This window comes from Faecalibacterium sp. BIOML-A4 (assembly GCF_009679665.1).
Lineage (GTDB): Bacteria > Bacillota > Clostridia > Oscillospirales > Ruminococcaceae > Faecalibacterium > Faecalibacterium taiwanense.
Genome location: NZ_WKZG01000001.1, coordinates 175,625 through 188,244, shown reverse-complemented (window position 1 = coordinate 188,244; position 12,620 = coordinate 175,625). Strand labels below are relative to the sequence as shown.

At 56.2% G+C, this 12,620-nt stretch carries 10 protein-coding genes; 2 read left to right on the top strand and 8 right to left on the bottom strand.

The features are described from left to right. Nucleotides 1-297: 297 nt before the first annotated feature. From acrA to coaD, 7 genes are all read right to left on the bottom strand, one after another. Nucleotides 298-1,392, bottom strand: a complete 1,095-nt coding sequence (gene acrA, locus GKG34_RS00895) for an acryloyl-CoA reductase electron transfer subunit beta (protein ID WP_154255384.1) — start codon at nucleotides 1,390-1,392, stop codon at nucleotides 298-300. Between the two features lie 21 nt (nucleotides 1,393-1,413). Then, nucleotides 1,414-2,208 (bottom strand): acryloyl-CoA reductase electron transfer subunit gamma, encoded by a 795-nt coding sequence (gene acrB / locus GKG34_RS00890; RefSeq protein WP_005940175.1) that lies wholly within the window; start codon nucleotides 2,206-2,208, stop codon nucleotides 1,414-1,416. A 17-nt stretch (nucleotides 2,209-2,225) separates the two neighbouring features. Then, nucleotides 2,226-3,401 (bottom strand): acyl-CoA dehydrogenase family protein, encoded by a 1,176-nt coding sequence (locus GKG34_RS00885; RefSeq protein ID WP_005940174.1) that lies wholly within the window; start codon nucleotides 3,399-3,401, stop codon nucleotides 2,226-2,228. Nucleotides 3,402-3,505: 104 nt separating this feature from the next. After that, nucleotides 3,506-4,378, bottom strand: coding sequence for a 3-hydroxyacyl-CoA dehydrogenase NAD-binding domain-containing protein (locus GKG34_RS00880; protein ID WP_005940172.1), 873 nt, complete (start codon nucleotides 4,376-4,378; stop codon nucleotides 3,506-3,508). 42 nt (nucleotides 4,379-4,420) lie between these two features. Then, nucleotides 4,421-5,206 carry an enoyl-CoA hydratase-related protein gene (locus GKG34_RS00875; RefSeq protein ID WP_097778134.1) on the bottom strand — a complete coding sequence of 262 codons (786 nt, stop codon included), beginning with the start codon at nucleotides 5,204-5,206 and terminating at the stop codon, nucleotides 4,421-4,423. Nucleotides 5,207-5,328: 122 nt separating this feature from the next. After that, a complete protein-coding gene (locus GKG34_RS00870) occupies nucleotides 5,329-6,546 on the bottom strand; it encodes an acetyl-CoA C-acetyltransferase (RefSeq protein ID WP_097774827.1) in 1,218 nt (405 codons plus the stop codon). A gap of 79 nt (nucleotides 6,547-6,625) precedes the next feature. Next, nucleotides 6,626-7,132 (bottom strand): pantetheine-phosphate adenylyltransferase, encoded by a 507-nt coding sequence (coaD, locus tag GKG34_RS00865; RefSeq protein ID WP_044953444.1) that lies wholly within the window; start codon nucleotides 7,130-7,132, stop codon nucleotides 6,626-6,628. Between the two features lie 513 nt (nucleotides 7,133-7,645). Between coaD and GKG34_RS00860 the strand changes: the two genes are divergently transcribed. Together GKG34_RS00860 and GKG34_RS00855 are read left to right on the top strand one after the other, a co-directional pair. Then, on the top strand, nucleotides 7,646-8,992 hold the full coding sequence (locus GKG34_RS00860; RefSeq protein ID WP_005940161.1) for a butyryl-CoA:acetate CoA-transferase: 1,347 nt from the start codon (nucleotides 7,646-7,648) through the stop codon (nucleotides 8,990-8,992). Nucleotides 8,993-9,040: 48 nt separating this feature from the next. Beyond that, nucleotides 9,041-10,306, top strand: coding sequence for an AI-2E family transporter (locus GKG34_RS00855; RefSeq protein ID WP_173015207.1), 1,266 nt, complete (start codon nucleotides 9,041-9,043; stop codon nucleotides 10,304-10,306). Nucleotides 10,307-10,676: 370 nt separating this feature from the next. Here GKG34_RS00855 and glmS read toward each other — a convergent pair whose 3' ends face one another. Next, a complete protein-coding gene (gene glmS, locus GKG34_RS00850) occupies nucleotides 10,677-12,497 on the bottom strand; it encodes a glutamine--fructose-6-phosphate transaminase (isomerizing) (protein WP_097774825.1) in 1,821 nt (606 codons plus the stop codon). Between the last annotated feature and the right edge of the window lie 123 nt (nucleotides 12,498-12,620).

The following is a 12,620-nucleotide window of genomic DNA, read 5'->3' as shown; positions in this document are numbered from 1 at the left end:
ACCTTTTCTGCAGTATTTTTCATGCATTTTTCTGTATACTCATTCACTTGTATGCATATTTCAAAGTGTAACAGACTTTTGTGTGCGCTTTTCCGTTCCACTTCCCTCCCATCCCGCAGCCCTTTTCTGGGCTGCAGCCGGCCTTTGGCTGTACTTTCTGCAACAAAAAACAGCACAGGCAGCCTTTTCAGGGCCATCTGTGCTGTGCCGTATTCCTTACATAAAAAGAAGAGCGGCTCCGAAGAGCCGCCCTCCCACAATTCAGGCTATGCTATAAAAAGATCTCGCGTCAGTCGATCACTGAGCAGCCTTTGCTGCCTCGATCTGCTTGATCAGCTCGGGCACGACCTTGAACAGATCGCCCACGATGCCGTAGTCAGCCACGCCGAAGATGGGAGCACCCTCGTTCTTGTTGACAGCGATGATGCACTCGGAGTCCTGCATACCAGCGGTGTGCTGGATAGCGCCGGAGATGCCCAGAGCAACATAGATCTTGGGATGCACGGTCTTGCCGGTCTGGCCAACCTGATGGTCAGCAGTCATCCAGCCTGCATCGGTGACGGCACGGGAAGCGCCCACAACGCCGCCGCCCAAAGCGGCAGCCAGCTGCTCAGCCAGCTCAATGCCCTTGTTGACATCCTTGCTGATGCCGCGGCCAACAGAGACGATCACGTCTGCGCCGATCAGATCGACCAGCTTTTCAGCGGCCTTCTCAACGCTCAGGACCTCGGTCTTGATGTCCTCAGCAGCCAGAGCGAATGCGGGCTTCACGATCTGGCAGGCATCAGCCTTGGCCTGATTGAAGGGAGCCTTCTTCATAACGCCGGGACGCACGGTGGACATCTGCGGACGGAAGCGGGGGCAGATGATGGTAGCCATCAGATGGCCGCCGAATGCGGGACGGGTCATCTTCAGGTTGCGGTCTTCCATATCGAACTTCTGCTTGGACAGGTCGATGGTGGAGCTCTCCTTCAGGAAATCGATGTACTTTGCAGTGTCGATGTCCAGATGGGTAGCATCAGCGGTCAGGCCGGTGTGCAGACGAGCTGCGCAGCGGGGGCCCAGATCGCGGCCGATGTTGGTTGCACCGATCAGCAGGACTTCGGGCTTGTACTCGTTGACCATGTCGCACACGACCTTAGCGTATGCATCGGTGGTGTAATCCTTCAGCAGGGGGCTGTCGCAGACCATGACCTTATCGGCACCATAGCCGCCCAGCTCCTTGGCAATGCCTTCCACGTTGTCGCCCAGCAGCAGACCGGTGACCTCGCAGCCCAACTCATCAGCCAGCTTGCGGGCCTCGCTCACCAGCTCGAAATCAGTGGGCATCAATGCGCCCTGGCGCTGCTCGCAGAAGACCCATACGCCCTTGTATTCGTTAAAATCAGCCATTGTAATCCTATGCTCCTTTCATCAGATCAGGTGCTTCTTGGCCAGGATACCAGCCAGCTGTGCAGCAGTATCGTCGCCCTTGAGCATGGTGCCTGCGCCCTTCTGCGGAGGAGTGAAGGACTTAAAGACGTTCGTCGGAGAACCCTTCAGACCGATGGTATCGACCTCGATCAGCGGATCGTCCTTCAGTGCGTTGTAATCAAACACTTCCATCGGCTTGTCGTAGCAGGTGAAGATGCCGTTCACGCTCATGTAACGGGGCTGGTTCAGCTCCTTGATGCAGGTCAGCAGGCAGGGAGTCTGCACCTTGACCATCATGTAGCCGTCTTCCAGCATACGCTTCACGGTCAGGGTGTTGCCATCCTTCTGGATGTCTGCCACGTAGGTGACCTGAGGCAGATGCAGCTTTTCAGCGATCTGCGGGCCGACCTGTGCGGTATCGCCATCGATTGCCTGACGGCCGCAGAACACAACGTCCTCGGGGCCAACGCCGATCTTGTTGACAGCAGCAGCCAGGATCTGGCTGGTTGCAAAGGTATCGGAGCCGCCGAACTCACGGCCGGAGACCAGAACAGCCTTATCAGCGCCGCGGGCCAGCAGCTCACGCAGCATGCCTTCTGCCGGCGGGGGACCCATGGTAACAACAACGACTTCGCAGCCGGTAGCGTCCTTGAGCTTCAGAGCAGCCTCCAGAGCGTTCAGGTCATCCGGGTTGGTGATGGTAGCCATCGATGCACGATCCAGAGTGCCATCGGGCTTGACGGACACCTTGCCGGAGGTATCAGGAACCTGCTTTACACAAACAATTGCTTTCATTGTAACTCTTGCCTCCCTTACTTCAGCAGCGCGCCGGAAATGACCATCATCTGCACTTCGCTGGTGCCCTCGTAGATCTCGGTGATCTTGGCATCACGCATCATGCGCTCGATGGGATAGTCACGGGTGTAGCCGTAACCGCCGAACAGCTGCAGGCAGCGGCGGGTCACATCGCTTGCGGTGCGGGCTGCGATCAGCTTTGCCTGAGCAGCCTCAACGCTGTAACGGACCTTCTTGCCATCCATTGCTTCCTGCTTCTTCAGAGCAGCAGCGTAGACCAGATACTTTGCAGCCTCAACGCGTGCCTTCATCTCAGCCAGCTCGAACTGGGTGTTCTGGAATGCGGAAATGCTGCGGCCGAACTGCTTGCGCTCCTTGACGTAAGCAACAGTCTCTTCCAGAGCGCCCTCGGCGATGCCCAGAGCCTGAGAAGCAATGCCGATACGGCCACCGTCCAGAGTAGCCATAGCCAGCTGGAAGCCGCGGCCACGCACACCCAGCATACGGTCAGCAGGGATGCGGCAGTCCTCAAAGATCAGCTCGCAGGTGGAAGAGCCGCGGATGCCCATCTTATCCTCAGCCTTACCGACGGAGAAGCCCGGGTCGGTGCGCTCCACGATAAAGGCGGAGCACTGCTTGGTGGGACGGCCCTTCTTGTCGGGCACGATATCGGTGACAGCAATAACGATAAAGACGTTTGCGTAGCCGGCGTTGGTGATGAAGATCTTGGAACCGTTCAGGATCCAATCACCGGTCTCGGGGTCCTGCTTTGCAAAGGTCTGCTGACCCTGTGCATCGGTGCCGGCACCCGGCTCGGTCAGGCCGAAAGCACCCAGCCACTCGCCGCTGCACAGCTTGGGCAGATACTTTGCCTTCTGCTCGGGAGTACCATTTTCATAAATAGGAGCAGCACACAGGCTGGTGTGAGCAGAGACGATGACACCGGTGGTGCCGCAGACCTTGCTCAGCTCTTCCACTGCCATGACGTAGGACAGCACATCGCCGCCTGCACCGCCGACCTCAGTCGGGAAATAAATGCCCATCATGCCGAGCTTGCCCATCTTTTCGACGGTCTCTTTGGGGAAGTACTCTTCCGCATCAACCTTCTTTGCCAGGGGCTTGACTTCGTTCTCAGCAAACTCGCGGTACATTTTCTGTACCATCTGCTGCTGCTTGGACAGAGTAAAATCCATCGCTATATCCTCCTAACGGGTCTTTTTCATTTACCGGAATTGCCCGGTGCAAACAAATTCCTCCCGGCCGCTTTTCCACGGTCGGGAGAAACGTTTATCAGAATTTACAGCTGGTCAACAGGGGTCTTGGTGCGGTCTGCGTTGTAAACGTAGAAGCCCTTGCCGCTCTTGCAGCCCAGGTTGCCGCCGCGGACCATCTTGCGGATCAGCGGGCAGGCACGGTACTTGCTGTCGCCGGTCTCCTTGTACAGCACATCCATGATGGCCAGGCAGATATCCAGGCCGATGAAGTCGCCCAGCTCCAGGGGACCCATGGGGTGGTTGGCACCCAGCTTCATAGCGGTGTCGATGCCGGCGATATCGGAAACGCCTTCCATCTTGATGAAAGCAGCTTCGTTGATCATGGGGATCAGGATGCGGTTGACGACGAAGCCTGCAGCCTCATTGACCTGAACCGGCTGCTTGCCGATGGCAACAGAGATCTCCTTGATCTTCTCAACGGTCTCAGCGGGAGTGTTGCAGCCTGCGATGACCTCGATCAGCTTCATGCGGTCTGCGGGGTTAAAGAAGTGCATGCCGACCAGCGGACGGCTAACGCCCTTGCCGATCTCGGTGATGGACAGAGAAGAAGTGTTGGAAGCGAAGATGCACTCGGGCTTGCAGATCTTATCCAGCTCGCCGAAGGTGGTCTGCTTGACCTTCATATCCTCAAAAGCAGCCTCAACGACCAGATCGCAGTCAGCGCACAGGTCTTCCTTCAGGCCCGGGGTGATGGCAGCAACGATAGCGTCTGCCTTTTCCTGCGTCATCTTTCCCTTGGCAACCAGCTTCTCGTAGCCCTTCTTGATCTTTGCCAGACCATTCTCGGCCCACTCCTGCTTGATGTCGCACAGAGCAACGGTGTTGCCCTCAACCTGTGCAAATGCCTTTGCGATGCCCTGGCCCATGGTGCCAGCGCCGATAACACCGATCTTCATAGGAAACCTCTCCTTTAATATCAAAAATTATGTAGTAATGGATTAGTTGTTGGTGAACACTGCCTTGGGCTTCGGTTTCTCACGGCTCAGGAAGCAGGCCATGCCTTCCTTCTGGTCGTGGGTCTCGAAGCAGTCGCCGAACAGCTTTTCCTCGACCTCAACAGCCTTCTCGATGGGCAGGCTGATGCCGCCGTTGATTGCCTTCTTGCAGTTGCGTACAGCGATGGGTGCATTCTTTGCGATCTTGCCGGCCAGCTTCAGCACGTTCTCCATCAGTTCAGCCTGAGGATACACAGCGTTCACCAGACCAATGCGCAGAGCCTCGTCCGCCTTGATGTTCAGAGCAGAGTAGACCAGCTGCTTTGCCATACCCATGCCGACCAGACGTGCCAGACGCTGGGTGCCGCCGAAGCCCGGGGTGATGCCCAGACCCACTTCCGGCTGGCCAAACACAGCGTTGTCAGAGCAGATGCGGATGTCGCAGCTCATAGCCAGCTCGTTGCCGCCGCCCAGTGCAAAGCCGTTCACGGCTGCAATAACGGGGATGGGGAAGCTCTCGATCATCAGGAACACATCATTGCCCAGCTTGCCGAAGGCCTCGCCCTCTGCCTTGGTCATGGTGCTCATGGAACCGATATCTGCGCCTGCCACGAAGCTCTTGTCGCCTTCGCCGGTCAGAACGATGCAGCGGACAGTCTCCTGATCCACAGCCTCAAAAGCTGCCTTCAGGTCTGCCAGAACTTCGGGGTTCAGGGCATTCAGTGCCTTGGGGCGGTCGATGGTAATGATCTCAACTGCGCCCTGCACCTCGGTTTTTACAAATGCCATTGTGAAAACCTCCTATTCAAATCTTATCAATTATCACAAACAGCCCCCGGACGGAGGAAAGGCTCTCCGGTTCCCTTCCCTGTCCGGGTCTGTCATTCAGTCAGGATTCCAAGAGGTGAAGCTTAGTCCATCTCAACGATGGTAGCGCAGCCCATGCCGCCGCCGATGCACAGGGTAGCCAGGCCCTTGTGTGCACCGCGATGCTTCATAGCATACAGCAGGGTGACCAGGATACGAGCGCCGGAAGCGCCGACCGGGTGGCCCAGAGCAATTGCGCCGCCGTTGACGTTCACCTTGCTCATATCAAAGTTCAGAGCCTGGCTGACAGCCACAGACTGAGCAGCAAATGCCTCGTTGGCCTCGATCAGATCCATGTCAGCAACGCTCATGCCGGTCTTAGCCATGACCTTCTTGGTAGCGGCGATGGGGCCCAGGCCCATGACTTCGGGCTCAACGCCTGCCAGAGCACCGGCGACCCAGGTAGCCAGAGGCTTCACGCCCAGCTCCTTAGCCTTCTCCTCGCTCATGATGACCAGAGCAGCAGCGCCGTCATTGATGGCGGAAGAGTTGCCGGCGGTCACGATGCCGTCCTTGGTGAAAGCGGGCTTCAGCTTTGCCAGCACTTCAGGAGCGCTCAGACGGGGGCCTTCATCAGTATCGAACACGGTGTCGCCCTTCTTGCCCTTGATCACAACGGGAACGATCTCGTCCTTGAAAGCGCCGTCCTTGATGGCCTTGTCAGCCTTCAGCTGGCTGTTGTATGAGAACTCGTCCAGCATCTCACGGGTGATGGGGCTGTAGCCGTACTTCTTCTGATAGGTCTCGTTGGTGCAGACGTTCTCAGCGGTCATGCCCATGTGCTTGTTGAAGCCGCAGGCATCCCACAGAGCATCGTTGACCATGGTATCCACGATCTCGCTCTTGCCCATGGGTGCGCCCATGCGGTAGCCGTAACGAGCCTTCTGCAGTGCGAAGGGAGCCATGTCCATGTTCTCCATGCCGCCTGCGACCACGATGTCAGCATCGCCAGCCTCGATCATCTGAGCAGCCATGTTGACGCAGTTCAGACCGGAGCCGCACACCACGTTGACGGTGACAGCCGGGGTCTCGATGGGCAGACCAGCCTTCAGAGCAGCCTGACGAGCAACGTTCTGGCCCAGACCGGCCTGAATGACGCAGCCCATGTAGACATGATCGACCTGCTCGGGAGCGACGTTTGCACGGTTCAGAGCTTCCTTGATGACGATGGAGCCCAGCTCAACTGCGGGAACGTTTGCCAGAGTGCCGCCGAACTTGCCAATAGCGGTACGGCATGCAGATGCGATAACGATCTTTTTCATGTGAATAGCCTCCTGAATTGTGTATGTGTTACTTTTCGTAAGCCATTTTTATCAAAACGCCCGTAAGCGCTTTTACAAATTAGGTCTCGGGGTCTTTTTTCTGCCGGATCAGCGCATACTTTTCGTTGACCGCCTTTTCCACATTGGGTGTGACGAACTTACCGATGTCGCTGCCGTAGTAAGCTGCCTCTTTTACAATGGTGGAAGAAAGGTAGCTCCACTTGATGCTCGTTGCCAGAAACATGGTCTCGATGCCGGGCATCAGTGCGTGATTGGTCTGCGCAAGCTGGATCTCGTTTTCAAAATCCGTCACCGCCCGCAGGCCCCGCACCATCACCGAAGCGTGCCGTTTCTTGGCGAACTCCACGGTCAGGCCGTCGAAGCTCTCCACCGAAACATTCTGGATGCCCTTGCAGCATTCCTTTAGAAGCTCCACGCGTTCCTCCACGGTGAACAGCGGATTCTTTGCGCTGTTGTTGAGCACCGCCACGATCAGATGATCGTTGATCTTTGCTGCGCGCTTGATGATATCGAGATGCCCTTTTGTGACCGGATCGAACGAACCGGGATAAACTGCTGTTGCCATCGTCTGGTGTCCTCCTTGAGCGCTGTGAAAAGCGCGTTTTGGTTCTGCCATGATAGCACTTTCCAGTCTTGGGTGCAAGATTTTTGTGCAAGCTGTACGTTTTATCGTTAAAATTTAAACAATCAATGTCGTGCTGCATCGCAGCTGCTTGCTACGCTATAAGTAAACCATATCGTCAAAATTTTATCAAGTCCTTTTTCAAAGATTTTGGTTTTTCAGCACCAAACAATCGCCTAAAAACTCCGCGAATTTTGTCCATATTGCCAGTCGGTCAAAATTTTCTCGATAAACTATTGATTCTGCACATTGTTAATGTTATAACTAAGTTGTGCAGATCTGCTGCCCTGTCCGACAGCTGCCTTCTGCTGGTTATCAGGATATCATCCGCCTGTGTCAGAGCTGTGTTCAAATTGCCAACAGGTGGTAAACGTCCTGCAAAGATTTGTCCGTGCAGGAAGAGTAAATGATAAATTTACAATTCCTTTATGTTATTATAGGAGAGGATGGTTTATAATGGATTTTACGGAACTGTATGCTCAGAAGAAAATGACCGCCGCTCAGGCTGCCGCACTGGTCAAAAGCGGTGACTGGGTGGATTACGGCTGGGCTGTGAACACCCCTGTGGCGGTGGATGCCGAGATCGCAAAGCGTCTGCCTGAGCTGGAAGGTGTCAACTTCCGCGGCGGCATCCTGATGTGGGTGCCCGCGATCTTCCAGATCGACGATCCCGCTGCACACATGACATGGAACAGCTGGCATATGGGCGGCATTGAGCGCAAGGCCATTGCACAGGGCTTCTCCTTCTACTCCCCCATCCGTTATTCCGAGCTGCCCCGCTACTACCGCGAAAGCCCGGATCCGCTGGATGTGGCGGTGTTCCAGGTGACCCCCATGGACGAGCATGGCTACTTCAACTTCGGCCCCAGTGCATCTCATCTGGGTGCTGTGTGCGAAAAAGCCAAGAAGATCATCGTTGAGGTCAACAAGAACATGCCCCGCTGCCTTGGCGGCATGGAGAACTGCATCCACATTTCTCAGGTCACCGGCATCGTGGAAGGCGAGAACCCGCCCATCGGCCAGATGGCCGCTCCCGGTGCTGCTACCGAAGTGGATCTGAAGGTTGCCAACCTGATCGTTCCGCAGATCCCCAACGGTGCCTGCCTGCAGCTGGGCATCGGCGGTATGCCCAATGCCATCGGCAGCCTGATCGCACAGAGCGATTTGAAGGATCTGGGCGTGCACACCGAAATGTATGTGGACGCCTTTGTGGATATCGCCAAGGCCGGCAAGATCACCGGTGCATGCAAGCAGCTGGACAAGGGCCGTCAGGTCTACGCCTTCGGTGCCGGCACCCAGAAAATGTACGATTACCTGAACGATAACCCGGAGTGCATGTCTGCACCCGTGGACTACACCAACGATATCCGCAGCATCTCCGCACTGGATAACTTTATTTCCATCAACAACGCTGTGGACATCGACCTGTTCGGTCAGGTGAACGCCGAGACTGCAGGCCTCAAGCAAATCTCCGGTGCCGGCGGTCAGCTGGACTTCGTTCTGGGCGCATACCTTTCCAAGGGCGGCAAGAGCTTTATCTGCCTGTCCTCTACCTTCTTTAATAAGAAGACCGGCCAGCTGGAAAGCCGCATCCGTCCCACTCTGGAAAACGGCAGCATCGTCACCGATACCCGTGCCAACATCCACTACCTGTGCACCGAGTACGGCTGCGTGAACCTGAAGGGCCTGACCACCTGGGAAAAGGCCGAAGCTCTGATCAGCGTAGCACATCCCGACTTCCGTGAAGACCTGATCAAGGAAGCCGAAAAAATGCACATCTGGCGCAGGAGCAACAAAATCTGATAAGTGCCGCGGGGATTCCTGCTGTCCGCGGCTGAAATGGAGTCTATCATGATGGACAAAAAGCCGCACGTCAAGCCCTACCTCTACGGGATGCTGGCAGGATTTGGAGCGATCTCCCTGAGCATCATCTTCTTTTTCCTGATCTACCGCTTCGATGGTTTTGGCGATGCCATCTCCACGCTGACCGGCATTCTGATGCCATTCATCTACGGTGCCGTCATCGCCTACCTGCTCAAGCCCGTGTGCAACACCATCGAGAGCTTTCTGCGCCGGTTCATCCCGGAAAAGATGCATGGTCTGGTCAATGTGCTGTCCGTTACGCTGACCATCCTGTTCGGCCTGCTCCTCATCTACGCTTTGTGCATGATGATCATTCCGCAGCTCATTACCAGCGTGACTACCCTGTACTACACTGCGCAGCGCAACCTCGCAAAGTTCGTGCAGTGGGCGAATCATGTGGAGTTCATTGAGAACAACCAGCAGATCATGGACATGCTCAACTCTGCTTATGCCACCATCAGCACCAATATCGATGATCTGATCAAGACCCGGCTCCTGCCCTCCATGCAGAACATCGTCAGCGGTGCCGCAGTGGGTGTGCTGAACGTAGTGACCATGGCCAAGAACCTGATCATCGGCATCATCGTGGCCGTGTATATGCTGGCCAGCCGCAAGCGCTTTGTGCAGCAGGCCAAGCTGGTGCTCTACAGCATCTTCAAGCCCCGCTGGGCAGAGCTGATCAAGGAAGAAGTGAAGTACGCCGATAAGATGTTCGGCGGCTTCATCAACGGCAAGATCATGGATTCCGCCATCATCGGCGTGCTGTGCTATATCGGCTGCCTGATCTTCAAGTTCCCCAGTGCCCTTCTGGTTTCCGTGATCATCGGCGTGACCAATGTGATCCCCTTCTTCGGCCCGTTCATCGGTGCCGTGCCCGCCACCCTGCTGATCCTCATTCAGAACCCCATCAAGGCGCTATGGTTCGTCCTGTTCGTTCTGGTGCTGCAGCAGCTGGACGGAAACGTGATCGGCCCCAAGATCCTGGGCAACACCACCGGTCTTTCCAGTTTCTGGGTACTGTTCGCCATCCTGCTGTTCGGCGGTCTGTGGGGTTTTGTGGGCATGATCGTAGGTGTGCCGCTGTTTGCAGTCATCTATGATGTGATCAAAAAGCTGGTCATCTACGGCCTGAAGCGCAACAAGGAGATCGACCTGCTGCAGACTTACCACGACAACTTCGGTGACACGGAGGACGATGTTCCGGTAGAAACGTCTGCATCGGAAACATCTCCTGCCGAAACAAATAATCTATAAATCACAATGCCCTGGCATTCCATGTGATACGCTACCCCTAGAGTAGACAGAGACAAAAACTCTGAGTACTCTGGGGGTATTTTCATGTCAAGAAAGAACAATCACTCTTCACGATTGACTGCTGCAACAACCGCCGTTGCCAGCACCGTCTGTTCATCCAAATGCCGATGCAGGCTCATGTCGGTGCCATGAACCGAGCTGCCTGATACCGATTTTGCACAAAAAATTCGCCGTCTCCTTGTGGAAACGGCGAACAAAAACCTTATATTATTTTTTTGTCTACTTGACAGAATGCACTTCAGTGATTCAGAGCGGGTCCTGTTTTGTTATTTCTGTTTCGTGCAGGGCTTTCTGGCTGCGTTTTGTGCCGTCACTCCACGGTCACGCTCTTGGCCAGATTGCGCGGCTTATCCACGTCACAGCCGCGCAGAACAGCCATATAATAGGCAAACAGCTGTAACGGCACAATGAGCTGCAGCGGCATCAGGATATCCTCATACTCATCCAGCCGGATCACGGCATCTGCCACGCCTTCCGGCACCACAGCATCCTTTGTGGTAAACAGCAGCACCCTTGCGCCGCGGCTGCGGGTCTCCTTGGCATTGGAAATGGTCTTTTCGTACACCTGTTTCTGGGTGGCCAGTGCGATCACCGGCACGCCATCGGTAATCAGGCTGATGGTACCATGTTTCAGTTCACCGGCTGCATAGGCATCCGAGTGCACATAGCTGATCTCCTTGAGTTTCAGGCTGCCCTCCAGCGAGAGCGCATAGTCGAACCCGCGCCCAATGAAGAAGCAGCTCTGGGTGTTCACATAGCGGCTGGCAAGGTACTTGATCTGCTCACAATCTGCAAGGCGCGGCTTGATGACCTCCGGTGCGCGCAGCAGCTGGGCCGTATAGCGGCGGGTCTCTGCCTCGTTCAGCCGTCCGCGCGCGTAGGCCAGCCGCAGTGCAAACAGATACAGCACGCACATCTGCACCATATACGCCTTGGTGGATGCTACCGCGATCTCCGGCCCGGCATAGGTGTACATTACATAATCTGCGGCACGTGCAATGGAGCTGCCCACCACATTCACGATGGCCAGCACCGGCACGCCGCGGCTCTTGGCCAGCTTGAGCGCTGCCAACGTGTCGCTGGTCTCGCCGGACTGGCTGATGATGATGACCAGATCGTTTTTTTCCAGAATGGGGTCCCGGTAACGGAACTCGCTGGCAATGTCCACCTCGGCGGGCACACGGGCCAACGTTTCGATGGCAGATTTGCCCACCATACCGGCATGCATAGCCGTACCGCAGCCCACCAGATGCACCCGGCCAATACCGCGCAGCACTTCATCGGTCAGCTCCGGGATGCGCAGCACCGGCAGTCCGTCCTCTACACGGGGGCTGACCGTGGCCATAATGGCCGCAGGCTGCTCGTTGATCTCCTTGAGCATAAAGTGGGGATAGCCGCCCTTTTCGGCAGCTTCCATATCCCAGTCCGCCGTCAGCTGCTGGCGCTCCACCGGCTCACCAAATTCGTTGTAAAAGCGGATGCCCTCTGTGGTGCAGACGGCCATATCCCCTTCTTCCAGCACGCTGTATTTCCGGGTATACTTGAGCAGTGCCGGAATATCCGAAGCCACAAAGTTTTCGCCCTCGCCCCAGCCGACGATCAGCGGGCTTTCCCGCTTGACTGCAAAAATGGTGTCCGGGTAATCCCGGAACAGCACGGCCAGCGCATAGCTGCCGCGCACCTTGGCAAGCGCCTGCTGCAGTGCACGCAGCGGGTCACCGGTATAGCAGCTGTCGATCAACTTTACCAGCACTTCGGTGTCCGTCTCACTCTGGAAGGTATAGCCTTTTGCGGCCAAGCGCTCCTTGAGCAGGCCGTAATTTTCAATGATGCCATTGTGCACAATGCTCACACGCGGGGTCGAATGCGGGTGGCTGTTCACATCGCTGGGCTCGCCATGGGTAGCCCAGCGGGTGTGGCCGATGCCGCAGAAGCTTTGTGCCAGCTGCTGCGCCGCCAGCTTTTCCCGCAGGGCGGTGAGCCGTCCTTTGCTTTTTACCACGCGGATGCCGCCGTCCAGCGCAAGCGCCACACCGGCGGAGTCGTACCCGCGATACTCCAGCTTTTCCAGACCATCCAGCAGCACGTCCTGCGCACTGCGCTTACCGACATAACCAACAATGCCGCACATACAAAACACCTCCATACCGACCGTTCCCGCGCAAAAAGGCGCAGTGATATCCGGTCAGCTTCCTAGTACAGTTTATGTTCTTGTATGGCTTTCTTTGAAGGGATCTGTTGCGGTATTGCTGCC

What these genes read in the sequence shown, in the direction of transcription:
- acrA (WP_154255384.1), bottom strand. Translation starts at nt 1,392, where the DNA reads ATGGCTGATTTTAACGAATACAAGGGCGTATGGGTCTTCTGCGAGCAG.
- acrB (WP_005940175.1), bottom strand. Translation starts at nt 2,208, where the DNA reads ATGAAAGCAATTGTTTGTGTAAAGCAGGTTCCTGATACCTCCGGCAAG.
- GKG34_RS00885 (WP_005940174.1), bottom strand. Translation starts at nt 3,401, where the DNA reads ATGGATTTTACTCTGTCCAAGCAGCAGCAGATGGTACAGAAAATGTAC.
- GKG34_RS00880 (WP_005940172.1), bottom strand. Translation starts at nt 4,378, where the DNA reads ATGAAGATCGGTGTTATCGGCGCTGGCACCATGGGCCAGGGCATCGCA.
- GKG34_RS00875 (WP_097778134.1), bottom strand. Translation starts at nt 5,206, where the DNA reads ATGGCATTTGTAAAAACCGAGGTGCAGGGCGCAGTTGAGATCATTACC.
- GKG34_RS00870 (WP_097774827.1), bottom strand. Translation starts at nt 6,546, where the DNA reads ATGAAAAAGATCGTTATCGCATCTGCATGCCGTACCGCTATTGGCAAG.
- coaD (WP_044953444.1), bottom strand. Translation starts at nt 7,132, where the DNA reads ATGGCAACAGCAGTTTATCCCGGTTCGTTCGATCCGGTCACAAAAGGG.
- GKG34_RS00860 (WP_005940161.1), top strand. Translation starts at nt 7,646, where the DNA reads ATGGATTTTACGGAACTGTATGCTCAGAAGAAAATGACCGCCGCTCAG.
- GKG34_RS00855 (WP_173015207.1), top strand. Translation starts at nt 9,041, where the DNA reads ATGATGGACAAAAAGCCGCACGTCAAGCCCTACCTCTACGGGATGCTG.
- glmS (WP_097774825.1), bottom strand. Translation starts at nt 12,497, where the DNA reads ATGTGCGGCATTGTTGGTTATGTCGGTAAGCGCAGTGCGCAGGACGTG.